This is a genomic window from Marinobacter sp. M3C (genome assembly GCF_023311895.1).
Lineage (GTDB): Bacteria > Pseudomonadota > Gammaproteobacteria > Pseudomonadales > Oleiphilaceae > Marinobacter.
In genome coordinates, this window is record NZ_CP092284.1 from 2,974,760 (window position 1) to 2,994,338 (window position 19,579).

The 19,579-nt window shown below is 56.3% G+C and carries 18 protein-coding genes and 2 pseudogenes; 13 read left to right on the forward strand and 7 right to left on the reverse strand.

Annotation, left to right across the window (positions count from 1 at the left end; genetic code table 11):
- Positions 1–34: 34 nt before the first annotated feature.
- From MIH18_RS13950 to MIH18_RS13965, 4 genes are all read left to right on the forward strand, one after another.
- The gene (locus tag MIH18_RS13950) at positions 35–1,237 is read left to right on the forward strand and encodes an ABC transporter substrate-binding protein (protein ID WP_249012659.1); all 1,203 of its coding nucleotides are present in this window, start codon (positions 35–37) and stop codon (positions 1,235–1,237) included.
- 29 nt (positions 1,238–1,266) lie between these two features.
- Positions 1,267–2,943 (forward strand): ABC transporter permease, encoded by a 1,677-nt coding sequence (locus MIH18_RS13955; RefSeq protein ID WP_249012660.1) that lies wholly within the window; start codon positions 1,267–1,269, stop codon positions 2,941–2,943.
- Complete coding sequence (locus MIH18_RS13960; RefSeq protein WP_249007096.1) at positions 2,910–3,572, forward strand: ATP-binding cassette domain-containing protein; 663 nt, start codon at positions 2,910–2,912, stop codon at positions 3,570–3,572. The genes MIH18_RS13955 and MIH18_RS13960 overlap by 34 nt, the downstream gene beginning before the upstream one ends.
- Positions 3,573–3,700: 128 nt before the next feature.
- A complete protein-coding gene (locus MIH18_RS13965; protein ID WP_249007097.1) occupies positions 3,701–4,399 on the forward strand; it encodes an SDR family NAD(P)-dependent oxidoreductase in 699 nt (232 codons plus the stop codon).
- Positions 4,400–4,424: 25 nt separating this feature from the next.
- On the opposite strand, the gene MIH18_RS13970 is transcribed toward MIH18_RS13965, so the two are convergent.
- The 3 genes from MIH18_RS13970 to merR all read right to left on the reverse strand — a co-directional run bounded on the left by MIH18_RS13970 (position 4,425) and on the right by merR (position 6,804).
- The gene (locus MIH18_RS13970) at positions 4,425–4,577 is read right to left on the reverse strand and encodes a hypothetical protein (protein WP_014869468.1); all 153 of its coding nucleotides are present in this window, start codon (positions 4,575–4,577) and stop codon (positions 4,425–4,427) included.
- On the reverse strand, positions 4,565–6,250 hold the full coding sequence (locus MIH18_RS13975; RefSeq protein ID WP_249012661.1) for an acetolactate synthase large subunit: 1,686 nt from the start codon (positions 6,248–6,250) through the stop codon (positions 4,565–4,567). The genes MIH18_RS13970 and MIH18_RS13975 overlap by 13 nt, the downstream gene beginning before the upstream one ends.
- A gap of 116 nt (positions 6,251–6,366) precedes the next feature.
- The gene (gene merR, locus MIH18_RS13980) at positions 6,367–6,804 is read right to left on the reverse strand and encodes an Hg(II)-responsive transcriptional regulator (RefSeq protein ID WP_249012662.1); all 438 of its coding nucleotides are present in this window, start codon (positions 6,802–6,804) and stop codon (positions 6,367–6,369) included.
- Between the two features lie 73 nt (positions 6,805–6,877).
- Here merR and MIH18_RS13985 point away from each other — a divergent pair.
- From MIH18_RS13985 to MIH18_RS14010, 6 genes and pseudogenes are all read left to right on the forward strand, one after another.
- A pseudogene (locus tag MIH18_RS13985) lies at positions 6,878–7,089 on the forward strand (mercuric transporter MerT family protein); the annotation flags it as partial.
- Positions 7,014–7,295, forward strand: coding sequence for a mercury resistance system periplasmic binding protein MerP (gene merP / locus MIH18_RS13990; protein WP_249007100.1), 282 nt, complete (start codon positions 7,014–7,016; stop codon positions 7,293–7,295). The pseudogene MIH18_RS13985 and the gene merP, both read left to right, overlap by 76 nt.
- Positions 7,296–7,297: 2 nt before the next feature.
- The gene (merF, locus tag MIH18_RS13995) at positions 7,298–7,546 is read left to right on the forward strand and encodes a mercury resistance system transport protein MerF (protein ID WP_249007101.1); all 249 of its coding nucleotides are present in this window, start codon (positions 7,298–7,300) and stop codon (positions 7,544–7,546) included.
- A complete protein-coding gene (merA, locus tag MIH18_RS14000; protein WP_249007102.1) occupies positions 7,543–8,946 on the forward strand; it encodes a mercury(II) reductase in 1,404 nt (467 codons plus the stop codon). Before merF ends, merA begins: the two co-directional genes overlap by 4 nt.
- Positions 8,947–9,183: 237 nt before the next feature.
- Entirely contained in the window at positions 9,184–9,570 is a 387-nt protein-coding gene (locus MIH18_RS14005; protein ID WP_249007103.1) for a hypothetical protein, read from the forward strand.
- 780 nt (positions 9,571–10,350) lie between these two features.
- Positions 10,351–11,282 (forward strand): annotated as a pseudogene (locus MIH18_RS14010) (group II intron maturase-specific domain-containing protein).
- Between the two features lie 196 nt (positions 11,283–11,478).
- On the opposite strand, the gene MIH18_RS14015 reads toward MIH18_RS14010, so the two are convergent.
- The gene (locus MIH18_RS14015) at positions 11,479–12,186 is read right to left on the reverse strand and encodes an OmpW family outer membrane protein (protein ID WP_249006706.1); all 708 of its coding nucleotides are present in this window, start codon (positions 12,184–12,186) and stop codon (positions 11,479–11,481) included.
- A gap of 151 nt (positions 12,187–12,337) precedes the next feature.
- Complete coding sequence (locus MIH18_RS14020) at positions 12,338–12,763, reverse strand: potassium channel family protein (protein WP_249014623.1); 426 nt, start codon at positions 12,761–12,763, stop codon at positions 12,338–12,340.
- A 191-nt stretch (positions 12,764–12,954) separates the two neighbouring features.
- Between MIH18_RS14020 and bamE the strand changes: the two genes are divergently transcribed.
- On the forward strand, positions 12,955–13,263 hold the full coding sequence (bamE, locus tag MIH18_RS14025; RefSeq protein ID WP_249012663.1) for an outer membrane protein assembly factor BamE: 309 nt from the start codon (positions 12,955–12,957) through the stop codon (positions 13,261–13,263).
- A 174-nt stretch (positions 13,264–13,437) separates the two neighbouring features.
- Complete coding sequence (locus MIH18_RS14030) at positions 13,438–14,076, forward strand: MarC family protein (RefSeq protein WP_098420715.1); 639 nt, start codon at positions 13,438–13,440, stop codon at positions 14,074–14,076.
- 56 nt (positions 14,077–14,132) lie between these two features.
- Here the strand turns inward: MIH18_RS14030 and MIH18_RS14035 are convergent, their stop codons facing one another.
- Both MIH18_RS14035 and MIH18_RS14040 read right to left on the reverse strand, forming a co-directional pair.
- Positions 14,133–15,032, reverse strand: coding sequence for a DMT family transporter (locus MIH18_RS14035; RefSeq protein WP_249006703.1), 900 nt, complete (start codon positions 15,030–15,032; stop codon positions 14,133–14,135).
- A gap of 184 nt (positions 15,033–15,216) precedes the next feature.
- Positions 15,217–17,718: an acyl-CoA dehydrogenase gene (locus MIH18_RS14040; RefSeq protein WP_249012664.1), complete on the reverse strand. Its 2,502-nt coding sequence runs from the start codon at positions 17,716–17,718 to the stop codon at positions 15,217–15,219.
- 220 nt (positions 17,719–17,938) lie between these two features.
- On the opposite strand from MIH18_RS14040, the gene MIH18_RS14045 reads away from it, so the two are divergent.
- Entirely contained in the window at positions 17,939–19,579 is a 1,641-nt protein-coding gene (locus tag MIH18_RS14045) for a methyl-accepting chemotaxis protein (RefSeq protein WP_249006701.1), read from the forward strand.

A 19,579-nucleotide genomic window follows, 5' to 3' on the forward strand; every position in this document is an offset into this window, starting at 1 on the left:
CAATTAACAACGACAACGACAAACAGAGGTCCTGATGAAGTCTACTTTACTGGCGTTATCCGTGAGCCTGGCGCTGCCGCTGGGAAGCCATGCTGCAGTATCTGATGAATGGCCGGCCATCGTTGAGCAGGCGCGCGGACAAACGGTCTATTTCAACGCCTGGGGCGGAGAATCGAACACCAATAACACCATCCGCTGGGCCGCGGGGCAGGTCGAGGAACGTTACGGTATCGACCTTGTCCACGTGAAACTGGGTGATACCGCCGAGGCCGTTTCACGGGTCGTTGCGGAAAAGCAGGGGGGTAACACCTCCGAAGGCGCTGTTGACCTGATCTGGATAAACGGCGAGAACTTCGCAACGCTTAAGGAGGCAGGCCTGCTGTTTGGCCCCTGGGTCGGGCAACTGCCGAACTTCAGCCTGACAGACCCCGAAAACAACCCCGCAGTAACGACCGACTTTACCGTGCCGGTGGAGGGCATGGAGGCGCCCTGGGGCAAGGCGCAGGTGGTGTTCTATTACGACAAATCGCTGACGGACAACCCTCCGGGCTCGATGCCTGAGCTGCTTGAATGGGCGCAGGAAAATCCCGGTGAGTTTTCCTATCCCAAGCCGCCTCAGTATCTGGGCACCACGTTCCTGAAACAGGCTTTAATTGAACTCACAGGCGATGGAGACGCGCTGTATGGACCGGTTGCCGAGGCAGATTTTGAGGCGGTCACAGCGCCACTCTGGAATTTTCTGGATCAACTTCACCCACACCTTTGGCGGTCCGCCCGTAATTTTCCCGACAATGGTCCGTCTCTGCGTCGCCTGATGGGGGATGGGGAGCTCAGCCTGGCTTTCTCCTTCTGGCCCGCCGAGGTGCCAGCCGCCATCGCCAACAACGAGCTGCCGCCAACGGTGGAGAGCTATGTGCTGGACGGGGGCACCATCGGCAACGTCAGCTTTCTGGCCATACCCTTCAACGCGCAGCATAAGTCAGCCGCCATGGTGGTGGCGAATTTTCTGCTGTCCCCGGAAGCCCAGGCCTACGCGCAGCATCCGGACAACTGGGGCTTCCTGACGGTGCTATCCATGAATCAACTGGACGCCGAACAGAAAGCCCTGTTCGAAGCATTACCGTCGCCTAAGGGCGGAGTGACACCGGCAGAGCTCCAGCAGGTCGTGGAGGAACCTCATGCCAGCTGGGTTGAGGCCCTGGAGGCCGCCTGGCTTGAGCGATACAGCGGCAACTGACCCCATTTGATGATGATCTGAGCTTGCCAATGCTGCGCCTTGCACCTTGGATTATTGTTCTCAGTCTGGTCTTGCCGGTGGTAGGAGGCACCTTGTTTACCGTGCCACCGGCTTTTGGCTACCTGCCTGTACTTGGGGGCGATGACTGGTCGTTTCGTCCGTGGCTTGAGCTGGCGGCAACGCCCGGCATTCTGCGGTCGGTTGCCGTGAGTTTTAGTAGTGGCCTGTTGGCGACCGGCCTGGCGTTGATCATCGTCTTTCTGTTTCTGTCGACCATTGCCAATACCCGGTTTGATCGCTGGATCCAGCGGCTGGTTTCTCCCCTGTTGTCGATCCCCCATGCCGCCGCGGCGTTTGGGTTTGCTTTTCTGGTCGCGCCTTCCGGCTTGCTGCTGCGGTGGCTTTCCCCGTCATTGACCGGGTTTGAGCGTCCACCGGATTGGCTGTTGCTGAATGATCCTTTCGGCATGTCGCTGATCAGCGGCCTGGTGTTCAAGGAAATTCCTTTCCTGCTGCTGGTCAGTCTGGCGGGTTTGCCCCAGCTCAATGCAGGTCAGCGAGTCATGCTGGCACGTTCCCTGGGTTACCTGCCTCGGGTTGCCTGGTTCAAAACGGTGGCTCCGGCACTTTATCCGCTGATCCGACTGCCAGTGTATGCGGTGCTGGCGTTTGCCACGTCCACGGTGGATGTGGCGATGAGTCTGGGGCCCAATTTACCTTCCACCCTGAGTGTTCAGGTGGTGCAGTGGTTCAATGACCCTGATCTTTCCCGCCGTTTTCTGGCCTCGGCTGGAGCGCTGCTTCAGCTTCTGGTGACCGTATCGACGTTGTCAGTTTGGTGGGGGTTGGAGAAACTGATTGGCGCGGGCTTCAATGCCTGGATAGCCGGCGGCAACCGGCAGCGATCGGATGGCACGTTATGGCTGGCTGGCCGGGGACTCATGTTGATTGCAACGTTGTTTCCGGTGCTGGGGCTATTCGCCCTCGCGCTCAACTCCGTCGCCGGCTTCTGGCGTTTTCCCGACGCCTGGCCAGGGTCCATTACCCCGAGCCACTGGCTGCAGGCACTGCCGGATTTGGCCCGGCCGTTCTGGATGACCATGGTCATTGCGACGGCGGCATCTGTGCTGGCGGTGGTCATGGTGCTCGCTGCGTTGGAGCATGAACAGCGGCGGAACCAACCGGCTACACGCGCGCTCTGGCTGCTTTATCTGCCATTGCTGGTGCCGCAGGTGGGCTTTCTGTCCGGCATTACCGTGCTAAGCCAAATAGCGGGGCAGGCGCCGGCGCTCTGGGTGGTGGTCTGGGCCCACCTGCTTTTTGTGTTGCCTTATGTGTATTTGACGCTGGTGGAACCCTACCGTCGCTTTGATTTCCGGTGGGTCATTCTGGGCCGATCGCTGGGACTCTCGGTCAATCAGGCTTTCTGGCGCATTCGATTGCCGATGATGCTGAGGCCGGTGCTGACCGCGATGGCTTTGGGCGTGGCGATCAGCGTCAGTCAGTACCTGCCTACCCAGATGCTGGGGGGCGGGCGCATCGTCACGGTGACGACGGAGGCGGTGGCACTGTCATCGGGCGGGGATCGCCGTCTTATCGGGGTCTGGTCTATGGTGCAGGCCATTACACCTTTCATCGGTTTTCTGCTGGCATTACTGATTCCGAGGTTATTATGGAAAGAACGTCGGGGCATGCAGGCCCTTTAGCTGAGCCTGGCTGCTTACAACTGCAGGACGTTGCCTTGGAGCTGCATGGGCATCGTCTGCTGCATCTTACAGAAACCATCAGTCCCGGTGGAGTGCTAACCGTCATGGGCCCCTCCGGCTCTGGCAAATCGACGCTGCTGGCCTGGATTGCCGGCTTCATGTCGCCCAGCTTTCACGCGACCGGCCGGGCCATTCTGGATGGTGAGGATATTACCGGCCGACCGGCAGAAAAGACCGGGGTCGGCTTGCTGTTCCAGGACCCGTTGCTGTTTCCGCATTTGTCAGTAGCCGGAAACGTAAGATTTGGTGCTCGCGGAGGAAAAGACGACGTCGCCGAGCGGGTGGAAAGTGCGCTTGCCAGTGTTGGCCTGGCGGGGTTCGGACACCGCGACCCCGAGACGCTTTCAGGTGGACAGCGGGCGCGGGTCGCGCTGGTAAGGCTGATCATTTCCCGACCCCGGGCCATCCTGCTGGATGAGCCCTTTTCCAAGCTAGATGCGCCCTTGCGGCGCGAATTGCGCGCTGTCGTTTTTGAGCACCTGCGTCAACAGAATGTGCCTGCGGTGCTGGTAACACACGATCAGGAAGATGCCGACGCGGCTGGCGGTATTATTGTCAGAATCGACTGATTTGTTGGGCCTTGCCATGCAGCAAGGACAATGCAACGAAGCCTGCAACGGCTAGTGGCCTGGTCAAGCCGTTACCTGTAATTTGTAATGAGACGATGTCCAAGATGGTCGAAAAAAAGGAGCGATCAATGAACAAAGTGTGCGTGATTATTGGTGTAGGTCCCGGTAACGGTGAAGCATTGGCCCGCCGTTTCAGTGAGGGCGGCTTCCAGGTGGCGATGCTGGCGCGCAGCCGGGATTACCTCGAATCCCTGGCGCAACAGATTCCGAATACTCATGCCTATGAGTACGATGCCACAGAGATTGATAGCGTAAATTCAACGTTCCAGGCGATCGAGCAGATACTCGGCCCGGTATCGGTGCTGCTCTACAATGCCGGGGCTGGTGTTTTCAAGAATGTGGAGGAGGCCAGCTTCGACGATTTTGAGGCCAGCTGGCGCACCAACGTCCAAGGCCTTGTAGCGGCCACCAAGGCAGTTTTGCCGCAACTGCGCCAGCACGACACGGCCAGTATTGTGGTGACCAGTGCGTCTGCTGCGACCCGGGGGCGGGCAAATTCTGCGCCTTTCGCTTCGGCCAAGGCGGCCCAGCGCAGCCTGGCGCAATCCCTTGCCCGGCAGTTGGGGCCGGAAAGAATTCATGTGGCCAACGTGGTGATTGACGGCGTGGTGGATTTGCCACGTACCCGCGAGTGGCTGCATGACAAAACGGATGATTTTTTCGTCAACCCATCTGCCGTGGCGGATGCCATTTGGACCCTGTGTCACCAGGATCCTTCGGCCTGGACCTTCGAACTGGACATAAGACCGTTCGGGGAAAACTGGTAACGGTGTCGAGATTGCAGTTTAAGGCTCAGTCCGAGGGCGACTGATCCTGAAAGAGTTGATGCGCCTCAGCGAGGGCGCCCATGACCATTTCCGCCGAGTCCATGGGGATCTCGCGGATCACCCTTTGGTCATAAGGCCGAAACACTTGCACACTGTTGGTTGTGTTCACAGTTGGCATGTTTTCTCCTTAAGCATGACGTTGAGGATTTCGTGATTGAGTGAGTAATCCACGGGCAGTTCAATGACGTGAACCCCGGTAGACGCCAAGCATGTGTCCAGAGTTTGTTGAAAGTGCTCATCGTTTTGTATCCGGTAGCCGTGGGCGCCGTAACTTTGGGCGTAAGTAACAAAATCCGGGTTGGCATAATCCAAACCAAAATTATCAAAACCCATGGCATGCTGTTTCCATTTAATCATGCCGTAGGCATTGTCGTTGACGATGATCACCACGAGATTAAGCTTCAGGCGAACAGCGGTTTCCAGCTCCTGTGAGTTCATCATGAAACCGCCATCACCACAAACAGCCACGACTTGAGTATTGGGGTACAGCATTTTAGCCATCATGGCGCTGGACAAGCCCGCGCCCATCGTAGCCAGTGCATTATCCAGCAGCATGGTGTTGGGGAAATAACATTTGTAGTTGCGGGCAAACCATATTTTGTAAACGCCGTTATCCAGGCTAAGCACTGCATCTTCCGCCAGGGTTTCCCGCAGCACATGTACTAAACGTTGCGGCAGCATCGGGAACCGGGTATCGAGAAAATACTTCGACAGATGCTGGTCTACTTCTGTTTTGATGGTTTTGAAAAAGGACAGGTCCCAATGGTTCTTGTTTTCAATAAGCTTCGCCAGTTGCTGCACGGAAAAGGCAATATCTCCCACCACGTTGAGTTGGGGGAAGTACACCGCGTCCACCTCGGCGGGTGAGAAATTCACATGAATTACTTGCTTGCCGCCATGCTCCATAAAGAACGGTGGCTTTTCCACTACATCATGGCCCACATTGATAATCAGATCCGCTCGGTCAATGGCGCAATGCAGGAAATCGTGGTCGGACAAGGCGGCTGATCCCAGGTAAAGGGGATGGCGTTCGTCGACAACACCTTTGCCCATTTGGGTCGTGAAAAACGGAATGCCGGTGGCCTCGACGAAAGCCGTCAATGCCTCGCTGACGCGTTTACGGTTAGCACCCGCCCCGATCAACAGCAGCGGGCTTTTTGCCGCCTCGATCATGCTGGTTGCTTCGCGCAGCACGTCTTCCGTGGCGTGGGGGCGGCGATGACCAATGGGCGGAAAAACCGTCTCCGCGCATTCCTCGTCGGCGATGTCCTCCGGTAATTCCAGGTGCACCGCCCCCGGCCTTTCTTCGATGGCCAGGCGAAAAGACTCGCGCACCAGTGAGGCGATGGTGTTGCCATTGACAATCTGCTTGGTGAATTTAGTAACCGAGCGCATCAAATCCACCACATCGAGGATTTGAAAGCGACCTTGCTTGCTTGTTTTGATCGGTTTTTGCCCAGTAATCATGAGCATCGGCATGGCGCCCAACTGGGCGAAAGCCGCCGGCGTGATCAGATTGGTTGCGCCAGGCCCAAGCGTTGCCAGGCAGACGCCGGGCTGGCCCGTTAAACGGCCATAGGTGGCGGCCATGAACCCCGCGCCTTGTTCGTGACGGGTGAGAATCAAGCGGATGCTCGAGTTTTTTAATGAATTCAGTAAATCGAGATTTTCTTCGCCGGGAACGCCAAAAATGTACTGGACTCCCTCATTTTCCAACGCTTTTACGAATAAGTCAGATGCTTTCATCAGTCTTGCGCGATATTTTCTGTCGCTGGGCACGTTGTTGGTCATTGGAAATCCTTATTGGTCAGGCTCAGAATTGGAGATCAAGAAAGTGCACTTCTAGCGCCAACTGTACGCAGTTGCCAGGGCCGCTTTTGGGCTGGCCATTTAGCAACGGGAAAAGCTCATCTTTCGACCCCCTCGTTCGGGACATCACGTTTACCCTGCAGCGAATGAATGATCGGACATCGCTGCGGGTCTTCACTGCACCGGCAACGTTCCACTAGACTATCCAGAGTGGATTCCATCTGTCGCAAGCTGGCGATCTTGCGTCGCAAATCATCCAGTTTGCGCTCAGCCAGGGCTCGAGTCTCATCACAGTGGGCGCCGTCTTCCAGCTTAAGCAGCCCTCCGATTTCATCCAGACTGAATCCCAGCCATTGGGCGGTTCGAATGAAGTGGAGGCGCGCCAATGCCTGGTCGTCGTAATGACGAATGCTGCCATAGGGTTTTTCAGGTTCTGCCACCAGCCCCCTGCGCTGGTAATAGCGGATGGTTTCCACACCCATACCGGCGGCCTTGGCCAGTACACCGATAGTCATTGAGCATTGTTTTTTAGACATAGGGCTTGATTCCGTAGCTGACTACGGGAGTAACCTTAACGCCGTCATCCATGTCATGAAAGGAACCATTGTAATGTCAGAATCAAAAGCAGGTCGCGGTTCGCTGATTGCTGGGGGCATTGCAGCTGTCGTGGCCCCTTGGTGTTAATCACGTTGGGCATTTCCGGCGCCTGGATCGGCAACCTGGCCGCCCTGGAACCCTTTCGACCATGGTTCATCGGGGCTGCGCTGGTGGCAATGACTTTTGCCTGGCGTCAGATATACCGGCCTGCGGAGGCCAGCCAGGCATGACCTGCTCGGCCTGCCCAATCACCGTCAAAGTTGTTCTCAACCGGGTCGAGGGAGTGAATGCTGTCGATGTCCGTTATGAAGAACGTGATGCTACGGTCACCTTCGACGATGCGAAAACCTCCGTTGAGGCACTGACTCAAGCCACGACTAACGCAGGCTATCCGTCCACGCTGAAACAAAGCCAGGCGACACAGGAGTAACCATGCACAACCCCAAAACCCTGTTGCGGGTGAGTGTCATTGGCACCGTGCTGGTTGCGCTTTGCTGCTTTACGCCGATATTGGTGATTTTGCTTGGGACGGTAGGCCTGGCTGCGCTGACCGGTTATCTCGACTACGTGCTGTTGCCCGCGCTCGCCTTTTTTATTGGCCTGACCTGCTATGCCGTATGGCGCAAGAAGAAACACGATGCCTGCTGCGATAGCCCATCGACTAAGGAGCAACGTTTATGAGTGACAACAACTTCCACATTGCAGTGATTGGCAGCGGCGGTAGTGCCATGGCCGCCGCCCTGAAGGCGACTGAACGCGGTGCCCGAGTGACACTGATCGAGCGCGGCACCCTCGGCGGAACCTGCGTCAACATTGGCTGTGTGCCCTCCAAAATCATGATCCGGGCGGCCCACATCGCTCATTTGCGCCGCAAAAGTCCATTTGATGAAAGCATCACGGCGACCGAACCCATGATCGACCGGCCCCTGTTGCTGGCCCAACAGCAGGCCCGTGTTGATGAACTGCGCCGCGCCAAGTATGAAGGGATTCTGGCAGACAATCCTGATATCACTGTCGTGCAGGGTGAGGCTCGTTTTAAGGATGCCCGTACGCTGTTGGTCAATGGTACCGACGGCAAGGAACACAAGATCGGCTTTGACCGTGCGTTCATTGGTACCGGTGCGCGACCAACCATTCCCCCGATTCCGGGCTTGTCCGGTACGCTATACTGGACATCCACCACTGCGCTTGCCAGTGACACCATTCCGGACCGACTGATTGTCATCGGGGCCTCGGTGGTGGCGGTGGAACTGGCCCAGGCGTTTGCCCGGCTGGGCAGCGAGGTGACGATTCTGGCACGCAGCCGGCTATTATCTCGTGAAGACCCCGCTGTTGGAGAAGCCATTCAAACAGCGTTTCAGGCTGAGCGTATAAGCGTCCTGAATGACACGCAAGCGAGCCAGGTCAGCTATACCAATGATGAATTCATTGTCGACTCGAATGCCGGGGAGCTGCGGGCCGATCGACTTCTGGTCGCGGTAGGTCGCACCCCGAACACTGAAAGGCTGAACTTGGATGCGATCGACGTAGAGACCGATCACGGTGCCGTCATCGTGAACGAGCAACTCCAGACTCGGGTGCCGGGCATTTACGCCGCTGGAGACTGTACCAACCAGCCCCAGTTTGTTTATGTAGCAGCCGCCGGAGGCAGCCGGGCTGCGGTGAATATGACCGGTGGCGATGCACGGCTGGATCTCAGCGCCATGCCGGCGGTGGTCTTTACCAATCCCCAGGTGGCTACTGTCGGCCTGACAGCAGCCGAGGCCATCAGGCGGGGCTTCAAAGTGGACACCCGTTCGCTCAATCTGGAAAACGTGCCGCGGGCGCTGGTGAATTTCGAGACTGGCGGTTTTATCAAGATGGTGGCCGAGCGTAGCTCAGGACGGTTGCTTGGGGTCCAGGCGGTCACCGGCGAGGCGGGTGAACTGATCCAGACGGCGGTGATGGCATTGCGTGCGCGCATGACAGTGCAAGAGGTGGGCGCCGAGCTGTTTCCCTATCTCACCATGGTGGAGGGGCTGAAGCTCTGTGCCCAAACCTTTACCAAGGACGTCAGCAAGTTGTCTTGTTGTGCCGCCTGACAAAGGTGAATGCACCTCAAGTTCAGGTAGAACATTACGCCACAGGTAGGGCCAGGTAGGCTGCCAAGTCAGTAGGTTATGAAACGAGGTGCCTGCTCTCTACACATTTCGAAGCTCACCGTTATCAACCACGGCCGGTCATTGCGGCCCCTGCCACATTCTCCGGCATCGAGCTTTCACGAATAGGGTTCTGAGCCGCAGAAAAGCTCAGTTCTTGGTGTGACAGTTGCAAATCACATGTGTCTCTATCTTCGAAACGCCAACAATCCCTTCAGCTATCAGACCAACCCGGACGTTAATGCCCTGACCCTGGTTGCCGACATGGTTGAAATCGTGGGCCTCAATAGCAAGCCTGTCGCTTTGGAAACCGGCTCTGTGGTTGAGCGGCTGGTCTGGGAATCCCAAGATGAAATAGCCCGCAGCGGCGGCTTCAAGAACCTGGTTTCCGGAACCGACACGGCGGCGTATCTGCCTTTCATGGCGCTGCCACGACTGTCCGACTGGGTGGTGTCCAGGTATTGTCTGACCGCCCTCTTCAGCAACCACATCTCGAACGCTGGGTGGCGGAAGACACCCTCAGTGAAGGTCAGGTGTATCTATACGACACTCGCCTCGATCACCTGAGCGGTCTGAACGAAACCGCCTCGCTGATCTGGCTGATGGCCACCGAAGGTGCAGGGCCGGACGACATTGCTGCAACCCTTTACAAATCGGCCAGCCGGCAGCAACGGCAACGCTTACCTAAACACTTTCAAGAATTACCTAAACACTTTCAAGAATCAGTACCCTCACTTTGTTGCCATGGGCAAGCGAGACTTCGGTATGGACATGGTGCACCTAGATGAAATGGTCCAGATATGCATGATGGCCGCCGAGCCTCTTTAGTGGGATTCCAAGGAGTTGGCAGCATTGACCGAATACACTCCCCAGGAGCAGCAGAAGTGTATCGATAAGCAGTAGCGTTGTTTGCATTGACAAGTCCATTGTCGATCTTGGGTGGGGCCACGCGCCCCGTTTTTTGTGCGCCCGGCACGGGCGCACTCCTGGAGGTGCAAGTCCTCCCGTAAGCTGGCCACAGCAAACGAAGTGAAGCGCAACTGCGGAAGGGTGACCGACCGTGGGGAGGAAGCGTGGAGCGTAAACCGCGAGCCGATGAACAAGAATCGGATATGAGGCGCTGCTAAGCAGGGCGAGCGGGCAAGAAGCCGCGAAGCTCTTGTGGTCAAGGCAAGGTGGTGTAAATCCGGCGGTTGTGCGGTGAAGGAGTGTGTTCTTACCCGGGGAGATCTCGCCTCATGCCTGAAAGGGCGACGTGGAAACACGGAGCGAGAAGTCAGCAGAGGCCATAGTAGCTCCACCACGGAGCGAAGGGCCGAACGAGAAGGAGCGTCAAACGACTTGACGATGAGGTCTGTCAGGCATCAGATGCCCGCATCCGCGGGGCGGGTCACGCACCGGGAAGGTGAAGCCTTGCCGTGCGTGTCCAGCGATGAAACAGAACTCCCGCGTCGAGATCCGAAGGGCGCAGGGCGAAGCCTGCTAGAGCAGGCGTTCGCGAGAGAGAAGATTGATCCTAGCTTCAGCGAACACAGTCACGGCTTTCGCCCGGGCCGCCGTGCCCACGATGCCGTTCTGTCCGCCCAGCGATACGTCCAGCAAGGCCGCCACATTGTGGTTGATGTGGATTTGTCCAAGTTCTTTGACCGCGTCAATCACGACATTCTGATCGACCGCCTGAGGAAACGCGTGAACGACCCCGGCCTGATCCGGCTGGTGTTTACGTGCGCAGCCAGAAGGCGGGAGAGCGGGTGATGCGGCTGCTGAGGCGCTGCTACGACAAACTGCATTTGAAGATTAACGAATCCAAGAGTGCAGTGACGAGCGTGTTTGGGCGCAAGTTCCTTGGCTATGCTTTATGGCAGGGTCCGAACGGCGAAGTCCGCCGTGCGGTCTCAGCGAAGGCATTGCAAGCGTTCAAGCTGCGGATCCGGCAACTGACTCGACGTTCGGGAGGGCGCAGCATGGAACAAGTGGTGGAGAAGCTTCGACGCTATCTGCTGGGCTGGAAAGGTTACTTCAAGCTGTCGCAAACTCCACGCATCTGGCGCTCGCTGGATGGATGGATACGTCGGCGCTTGAGGGCTATGCAGCTTAAGCAGTGGCGACGAGGTAAGACGATCTATCGGGAGCTGATGCGCCTGGGCGCAAATCCCTGGGTGGCACAATCGGTAGCGGCTCTGAGCCGGCGCTGGTGGCACAATAGCTTGTCTGCTATCCACAACGTGTTGACGGTTGCCTATTTCGATCGGCTGGGTGTGGTGCCAAGACTCTCATGACCTCAACTTCTCGAACCGCCCGGTGCGGACCCGCATGCCGGGTGGTGTGGGAGGGGCGGAGCCTCATGGCTCCCCCCTATCCCGATTGTTCAGAATCTGAAAATGAAAAACTGGACCGTGTGAAAACAGGGCCCCATAAAAGGTAGTACTTTCAGAGTCTGCTGGGCCGGCTGCTCAGCAGACTATCCGCAAGGGATCAGAACTTGTAGGTGAAACCTACCATGTAGACCATTGGGTCGATTTCGACTTCAAATTTGTCGGTACGCGCTGCAACATTGCCAGCCCCGTCAAAAGCGGTAATGGTGGCGTCAGTGTTGATATCAGCCCACCATACAGCTGCGTTAAGACCAAAATTCTCACTCAGCATATAATCCATGCCTATTTCTACAGCAACGCCAACGCTGTCATCCAGCTTTAGGTCAGTGGAGGCTGCCCCGAGCGCGGATGTTAAGGTTGGGTCAGTTTTCTCTTCAAAGAAGGTCGTGTAGTTCACGCCTAAGCCCACAAACGGCTGGAAGACCGAGGAGCTATGCATTGGATAGTATTGCAATGTCAGCGTTGGTGGCAGGTGCTTGGTTTCACCCAGCTTGCCTGCAGCGCCAAGTGTTCCAGCGCCTACGATGTTATGTTTGAAAGGAGTAGCACCCAGCAAGCCGATACCGATGTTGCTGGTGAACATATAGGTGGCACGAATACCCAGCTGCGTGTTGTCGTCAACATCAACCCGGGGGTTTGCAGTTAGAACCGGATTGCCAGCTACATTGATGCGTTCACTAGATCCGTCCGGCGCAACATGAGCAACACCAGCGCGCAGAATAAAATCACCAGCTTCAAAAGCCTGAGCAGCCGGTGCAACCGCCATTACGGCCGCAGCCAAAACACCAATTCTGAAAGTATGGGACATAGTAAATCTCCAGGGTTCGATTCGTATTGGCGGTAAGAGTAATGGTTGTTACAAAGGCAATCTTGATTTAGCGCAATTATTAAAAAAAGAGGAGCGCTATTTCAGGGCGCCTTTGATTCAGCTCAAGTAATGAATGTATTGCGGGGGTGTTTTAACGCCGTGGCCAGTAACGTTGCATTTCCATAAATAGGAAAGACGCACTCCAGCCCACCAGTACCAGCCCGGTCAGGCCCTCAATACCGGTCAGAAAACGCAGGTTGCCTATAGGCTCAATGTCACCGTAGCCGACGGTGGTAAATGTGCTGAACGAAAAGTAAACGCAGTCCAGAAGGCTGCCGTTAAAGTTACCAACCAGAAGCCCCCAGCCGAGGGTATGGTGCATAGCAAAGTACGCTATGGCAAAAATCCATACTTCCAGAGCATGAGCGGCCAGAACACCCAGCACGGCCACAATCAGGCGGAAATGGTGATGATTGCCCATTTTCCCTAGTATGCTGCTCAGCCGCACCAGCACTTCGTGATGAATCAGTACCACGGTCGCGACCAGCGCACTGAAGGCAACAGTGGCGATAAGCAGGCTTCCGGGTTCTTCTACAGGCAAAGGTGAATCTCTCCGTGCTGAATGACAGGCCCGCAGAGCGGGTGAGCTTACCCCGGCTTATAATGGGTTCTTGCAGGTATTATGGTTGGGTTTGTTTTTTCTGTCACCCGATTGGCGCTATGATACAGATTGAAAAATGCAGAGCAGTTTCCACAGGAGTTAAGGCGATGTTTGTGAAAAAAATCTCAGCAGCTGTGTTGATGGCCACTACCCTGACGTTTGCAGGTTGCGCATCTGTGGGCCAGGATTTTGCCACCCACAATGTTGACCAGATTAGAGTCAATGAAACCACTCGCTCAGAAGTGCAGGCGTTGTTCGGTGAGCCTTGGCGTACCGGTATGAAAGACGGTAAGCGCACCTGGACTTACGGCAAGTATCGCTGGTCTGCGTTTGGCGACGACAAAACTGAAGACCTGATTATCACGTTTGATGGCAACGGAGTGGTGAAGTCTTACAATTACAACGCCACGCAGTAAATCGCGAAGAGTGAATAAATAAACGGGCTGCATTTGCAGCCCGTTTTGTTTTAATCAATTTTACATTTCTACGCTGTCTTTATAACGCTGAGTAGGTCCACTTCCTTACGGCAAATCCGGGGTGAGGAGACTATGCTTGGCGCCCAAAATCTCCTTCTGTGGAATTCTTCGATAATGATTGAATTGTTTTTTTCGACCTACATCAGCAGCTCTATCCGCTTTTTGTTTCTGTTAGCGCCGTTTTTCGTGGTGACCATGTTTTTGGCGCTAACCCGCGGGCTGCCGGCGGACGAGAAAACCGCGATTATTCGTCGTGCCTGCATATCGGCGCTGGTGTTGGGTGTGATTCTGTTTTTTGCCGGTCCGCTGTTGTTTGGTGCTATTGGTATTACTCTAAATTCGTTCCGCATTGGTGCAGGCACACTGCTGTTTTTGACGGCCATCAGCTTGGTTAACAATGGTACTCGCAGCCACGCCACGGGTTTACCGGATGACAATCGCGACGATATTGCGGTGGTGCCCCTGGCGATTCCGGTGATGATTGGCCCGGCGACTATTGGTGCGATTCTGGTTTACGGTGCGGAGCTGAAGGAGGTTGCGGCGGTGGCCGGGGGTCTGTTGGGGTTGGTGTCGAGTTTGCTGATTCTAGCGGTGTTGTTGCGGTTGTCGGGTTATCTGGAAAAGGCGATGGGTAAGAATGGCCTGAATATTATGTCGAAGATCAGCGGGTTGATTCTGTCGGCTATGGCGGCGGAGATCGTATTGACCGGGTTGTCCGGGTTTATTGCGGCTTCTGGGTTGGTGGCTAGGTAACGAGCCGAAAGTCGGGGACAGATTTCAAATCTGTCCCCATTTTGTTCTTGGGGCATCTATTTTTTTGAATTCCGCAGTGCGGGGTTGAAGCCTCTTGCCGGGTATTTTTTTCTTTGGGTCAGGCCGATCAGGATTAGCGGTATTACGATCATCAGGCTGCCGGCCAGGAACCATAAATCCGGGACTTCGTTGAACCATATCCAGCCGATGGCCACCGCCCAGATCAGGCCGGTGTATTCGGCGCTGGTGACTTGGTTGGCGTCTACCTGGCGGTAAGCCAGCAGTACGGTGATGTTGTAACCCAGTATGAACAGGGAGGAGCCGGCGGCGATGATGACCAGGTCGGTGCTCCAGCGTGAGCCTTGCTGCCAGTCCCAGATGGCCAGTGCGCCTGCGGCCGGGATAATCAGCAGGTAGTTCAGGACCAGTTTGTGCACGGTGCTCTGTTGCTTTGGCAGTTTACGCACCAGTACGGCGTTGATAGCCAGTGAAAACGCCGAGCCCAGGGCCGCAAACGCCGCCCAAGTGAAGTCTATGGGTCTTAATATCAGGATAATGCCGGCAAAGCCGCTGAATACGGCAATCACGCTTAGGGGTGTCAGGCGTTCGCGGAAGATAACGACTGAGAACAGCATCACCAGTATGGGCGCGGCGTAGAATACGGCGTTGGCGGTGGCCAGGGGCAGGTTGGCCAGAGCGACGATCATGCACAGCATGCCAATCAGGTGAACATGGGCGCGGATGGCGTGAATGCCGGTGCCAGCAAAAAACTGGCGGCGGTCTATTTTTTTGGCCAGCGGTAACAGCAGCAGCAGAGTTAGCACGCAGCGCAGGAAGGCGAATTGAAATATGGGTGCGCCCGGCTCCAGCAGTTTTATCAGGACATCGGAAATTAGCGCCATGGCGTTGCCGATCACCAGCAGAAAGATGGCGCTGCCAACGGTTTTGCCAGACATGAATAACCTCAGAAAACGCGGAATGGATGCAGCAGGGCAGTATAGCCGTGGCTTTGGTCAGCCTGAATGCCGTTTAATACCTATCTAATATATAAGTGCCTATCTAATATATAAGCACCTATTTAATAACTAAGCTATCGAAATAAAAGCGCCGACAATCTTTGTGGGATTGCCGGCTCAGCGATCAGTGTCCTGCGGGGCGCTCGACCACTTTGCGTTTGCCAGTGGCGCACTTTGACAGCTCTTTCAGGCCGTCGCTGTCAAACGCATCCACGCGAATAACGTCGTAGAGCGCGGTGAGTGCCTCTTCCAATTTTTCGCAATCATCGGCGTTCACTACGCCTTCGGCGCAGGCCCAGTCGACCAGTTGTTTGCGTTCGTGGCCCATCAGCAGGGCAATGCCGTCCAAGTCGTCTTCATCGCGGTTGCGAACGGCTTGGTGCAGGCGGGCGCGCATGTCGGTGGTTTCGTTGGCCAGACGGTAGGCGTTCAACACCCGGCCCAGGGAGTCGCTGCTGTCTGTGGGTATGTAGGCGCCGCGGTGAATGCGCTGGCGCAGTGGCGTGTCTTCGACAATGCTGGCGGCCACTTTAGTGCCCAGGCGGTCGTCGGGGCCATTCAGGCTCGTCGCGCCCAAGGGGAATACTAACAATCGCAGGGGCCAGCGCAGGGCTGGAACCGGGAAGTTGATGATGGCTTCACGCATGGAACCCTGCAAGTCGCGCAGGCAGGTTTTCAGGCACCATTCCACCATGTGGCGTTGTTCTTCCGGATAGCCTTCTTCGTGCCATTGTTTGATCACTGCGGTGGCGTAATACAGCTGTACCAGGCAGTCGGCCATGCGCCCGGACAGGCGTTGGCGAGCCTTTAGGCCGCCGCCTACGGAAAGCAGCGTTACATCGGTCATCAACGCAAGGGCCGCCGAAAAACGCGCCAGTTGGCGGTAGTAAGATTTCAGGTTGCCTTGGCGTGGCACCGGTTCGGCCAAGCCGCCGGTCAGGCCCAGCACCAGTGCGCGCAAACCGTTGCGGGTGGTGTGTGCCAGGTGACGGTAGAAAACGCTATCGAACTTTTTGGCGGCCTGATTTTGGTCTTCCATGCCAGCCGCCGCGATTTCGTCAACAATAAACGGATGGCAGCGGATGGCGCCCTGGCCAAACACCATTAGGCTGCGGGTAAGAATGTTGGCGCCTTCTACGGTGATACCGATGGGTATAGCTTGGTAGGCGCGGGCCAGGAAGTTGCGTGGCCCGGTAATAACACCTCGGCCGGCAACGACGTCCATGGCGTGGTTGATCACAATGCGCATCAGGTCGGTGTTGCGGTATTTCAGCAGCGCCGAAGGCACGGCCGGGCGTACGCCGCGGTCCAGCATACCTGCCGTGAGCAAGCGCGCGGCGTCCATCATCCAGGTGTACCCGGCGATGGGTTCCAGCGCTTCTTGCACGCCTTCAAACTGGCTGATGGAGCGGCCAAACTGTTCACGGGTAAGCGCGTATGAGCCGGTGGCCAGGCTGGCAACTTTGCCGGCGCCTGTGCCCAAAGCCGGCAGCGAAATAGAGCGACCGATAGACAGGCATTCCAGCAGCATGGTCCAGCCTTTGCCCAGCATGTCTTGGCCGCCGATCACCTGGTCCATGGGAATAAATACGTCGTTGCCCCAGGTTGGGCCGTTCATGAACACCGTATTCATGGGCAAGTGGCGGGCGCCGGCGTGCACGCCATCGGTATCCCGCGGCACCATCACACAGGTCACGCCAATATCGGCGTTGTCGCCCAAAAGGGCGTCTGGGTCATACACTTTGATGGCCAGCCCAATCAGAGTGGCCACCGGCGCCAGCGTAATGTAACGCTTGTTCCAGGTGACTTTCAGGCCCAGTACTTCTTCGCCCTTCCACTGGCCTTTGCACACAATGCCTTTGTCTGGAATAGCGCCGGCATCTGAGCCTGCCACCGGTGATGTCAGAGCAAAACAGGGGATTTCCTGGCCGCCGGCCAAGCGTGGCAAATAATGCTGCTTTTGGGCATCGGTACCATAGTGCATCAACAGCTCACCGGGCCCAAGAGAGTTGGGTACCATCACGGTGACCGCTGTGGACACGCTGCGAGTGGAAATTTTCATCACGATTTCGGAGTGCGCGGTGTTAGAAAACCCCATGCCGCCGTCTTTTTTGGGTATGACCAGCCCAAAAAAGCCGTTGCCGCGTATATACGCCCAGACTTTTTCTGGCAGGTCATAATGCTCGTGGGTGATTTCCCAGTCGTTCAGCATGGCGCAGAGTTCCTCTACCGGGCCATCCAGAAACGCCTGTTCTTCGCTGTTCAGGTGCGCCGGCTTTGCGCCCAGCAGTTTCGACCACTGTGGCTTGCCGGAAAACAGCTCGCCGTCCCAGTCCACCGAGCCGGACTTCAGCGCTTCGGCTTCGGTATCTGACAATTGTGGCAAGCGTGAGCGCACCCAGTTCAGCAATGGCCTGCTGAACTTATTGAGTCGGAGGTCACTGGGGTTCAGCAGAATTAACGCCAAAGCCAGGGCCAGCCCGCCGAGGACAAAGCTGGCGAGATGCCAGTCATCTTGGGCCAAGCCAATCAGCGTAGCAACGCTCAGCACAATGCTGGCCGTCTTTCCGCCAATACTGAGGTAAATCAGTATCAGCGCGCTCAACAACAGAAGCACAACACTCATGGCAACTCCTTGTCACAACAAAAAATGTCCAGAACAACTCATGATGCCCGGAACAAACACTATAGCAGGCCCCTGTAGAGCGGGTCGCACTCTGCACTCTGGAATGATTGGTAATATCAGCTAAATACTGCAACAAAAAACGACATTTAATTGGATAAAATTATAAAAACCTATTGTACAATTAAGTATGATAGTTATTTTAATTTAAAAGAGGTGATGTATGAGTCGTCAGTTAACGGTAGCCAAGCGCCTTGGGGCTGGCTTTGGCCTGATCCTTTCACTGATGGTGCTGATCAGCTTGATCGGATACAACCGTGTGGGCTTTATTGACCGCACTTTGACGGAGATCAGTGACGGCGAATCTGTAAAGCAGCGCCACGCCATTAATTTCCGGGGTAGTGTGCACGACCGAGCCATCGCTATTCGCGATGTGGTTCTGGAACAATCACCCCAGGCAGCGCAGCAACACATTCGGGATATTGAGCGGCTGAAAGCCGCATACCGGGAGAACGCAACCGCGATGGCGCAATTGTTTGCCGAACAGGGTGCGACCGATCAGGAGCGAAGCCTACTCAGGGCTATTGAAGGCATAGAGCGCGAGGCTTTGGCGAAAACCGAAACCCTGTTGACGATGAACAACCAGATGGCGTCTCAGAAGTACCTGCTAGATGAAGTGTCTGGCGCCTACAGGGAGTGGCTGGCGCGGGTGAATGCGTTTATCGACCACGAAGAAGCCAAAGTCGCCGCGGGTATTGCCGCGGTTCGCCAGACCGCCGGGGGCTTTTCAATGCTGAGCCTGACCGTAACAGGGATGGCTATTTTGCTGGGTGCCTTAGTTGCCTGGCTGATTATTCGCAGTCTGCGCCGCACCCTGGGCGCTGAACCGGAGGATGTGGCCCACGCCATCCGCGAGTTGGCAAATGGCGTACTGAATACAAATATTCGCACCGACTACCCGGACAGTGTAATGGGCACGCTGCGCACGACCGTTGGCCAGTTGGCAGAGATTATTCACGACGTGCGCGCCGGTGCCAACGAACTGCTGTCGGCCTCGGCGTCGTTGCGGTCTACCTCTAACGGGAACAACGAACAAATTCGTTTACAGGCTAACGAAACCGAACAAATGGCCGCAGCGGTGAACCAGATGGCGGCTACGGTGAACGAGGTGTCCGGTTACGCGGCCAGCGCGGCGTCTGCCACCCAAAAGGCCGATCGCGAAGTGGAAAACGGCAACCGCCTGGTGGCAGATACCGCCAGTGCCATTGGCGAGCTGGCCAAAACGCTGGAGCAAGCCGCTGTTAACGTGCAGCGTGTGTCTGCCGACAGCGCCAGCATCGAGAAAATTGTAGATGTGATTAGCGCGATTGCAGATCAGACCAACCTGCTGGCACTGAACGCCGCCATTGAAGCCGCGCGGGCAGGCTCCCACGGCCGCGGGTTTGCCGTAGTAGCCGATGAAGTGCGGTCTTTGGCTTCGCGTACCCAGCAATCTACTCGCGAGATTCAGGAGATGATTGGTAATCTGCAAACCGGCGCCGGCGAGGCTACCAGCGTGATGGAAACCAGCCGTTCACTGGCGAACACCACCGTGCAGAAGATGTCCGGCGCTGAGGATGCGCTGGCCAGTATTCGCAATGAAATGGGTTCTATTAACGACATGAACGCTCAGATTGCCAGTGCAGCAGAAGAACAGAGTTCGGTGGCGGAAGAAGTGAATCGCAACATTAGCCGCATTCACGACGCGACCGTAGAAGCATCAGCCGGTTCTGATGAGGTCGCAGCGGCCAGCCAGCGTTTGGCCGTACTGGCCGAGCAGCTGAATCGTCGGGTTGATATATTTCGCGGCGCCGAAACGAGCTGA

What these genes read in the sequence shown, in the direction of transcription:
- merR (WP_249012662.1), bottom strand. Translation starts at nt 6,804, where the DNA reads ATGTCTAAAAAACAATGCTCAATGACTATCGGTGTACTGGCCAAGGCC.
- merA (WP_249007102.1), top strand. Translation starts at nt 7,543, where the DNA reads ATGAGTGACAACAACTTCCACATTGCAGTGATTGGCAGCGGCGGTAGT.
- MIH18_RS14045 (WP_249006701.1), top strand. Translation starts at nt 17,939, where the DNA reads ATGAGTCGTCAGTTAACGGTAGCCAAGCGCCTTGGGGCTGGCTTTGGC.
- MIH18_RS14035 (WP_249006703.1), bottom strand. Translation starts at nt 15,032, where the DNA reads ATGTCTGGCAAAACCGTTGGCAGCGCCATCTTTCTGCTGGTGATCGGC.
- MIH18_RS14030 (WP_098420715.1), top strand. Translation starts at nt 13,438, where the DNA reads ATGATTGAATTGTTTTTTTCGACCTACATCAGCAGCTCTATCCGCTTT.
- MIH18_RS13970 (WP_014869468.1), bottom strand. Translation starts at nt 4,577, where the DNA reads ATGCCAACTGTGAACACAACCAACAGTGTGCAAGTGTTTCGGCCTTAT.
- merP (WP_249007100.1), top strand. Translation starts at nt 7,014, where the DNA reads ATGGTTCATCGGGGCTGCGCTGGTGGCAATGACTTTTGCCTGGCGTCA.
- MIH18_RS13965 (WP_249007097.1), top strand. Translation starts at nt 3,701, where the DNA reads ATGAACAAAGTGTGCGTGATTATTGGTGTAGGTCCCGGTAACGGTGAA.
- MIH18_RS13975 (WP_249012661.1), bottom strand. Translation starts at nt 6,250, where the DNA reads ATGACCAACAACGTGCCCAGCGACAGAAAATATCGCGCAAGACTGATG.
- MIH18_RS14040 (WP_249012664.1), bottom strand. Translation starts at nt 17,718, where the DNA reads ATGAGTGTTGTGCTTCTGTTGTTGAGCGCGCTGATACTGATTTACCTC.
- MIH18_RS14015 (WP_249006706.1), bottom strand. Translation starts at nt 12,186, where the DNA reads ATGTCCCATACTTTCAGAATTGGTGTTTTGGCTGCGGCCGTAATGGCG.
- bamE (WP_249012663.1), top strand. Translation starts at nt 12,955, where the DNA reads ATGTTTGTGAAAAAAATCTCAGCAGCTGTGTTGATGGCCACTACCCTG.
- merF (WP_249007101.1), top strand. Translation starts at nt 7,298, where the DNA reads ATGCACAACCCCAAAACCCTGTTGCGGGTGAGTGTCATTGGCACCGTG.
- MIH18_RS13960 (WP_249007096.1), top strand. Translation starts at nt 2,910, where the DNA reads ATGGAAAGAACGTCGGGGCATGCAGGCCCTTTAGCTGAGCCTGGCTGC.
- MIH18_RS14005 (WP_249007103.1), top strand. Translation starts at nt 9,184, where the DNA reads ATGTGTCTCTATCTTCGAAACGCCAACAATCCCTTCAGCTATCAGACC.
- MIH18_RS13950 (WP_249012659.1), top strand. Translation starts at nt 35, where the DNA reads ATGAAGTCTACTTTACTGGCGTTATCCGTGAGCCTGGCGCTGCCGCTG.
- MIH18_RS13955 (WP_249012660.1), top strand. Translation starts at nt 1,267, where the DNA reads ATGCTGCGCCTTGCACCTTGGATTATTGTTCTCAGTCTGGTCTTGCCG.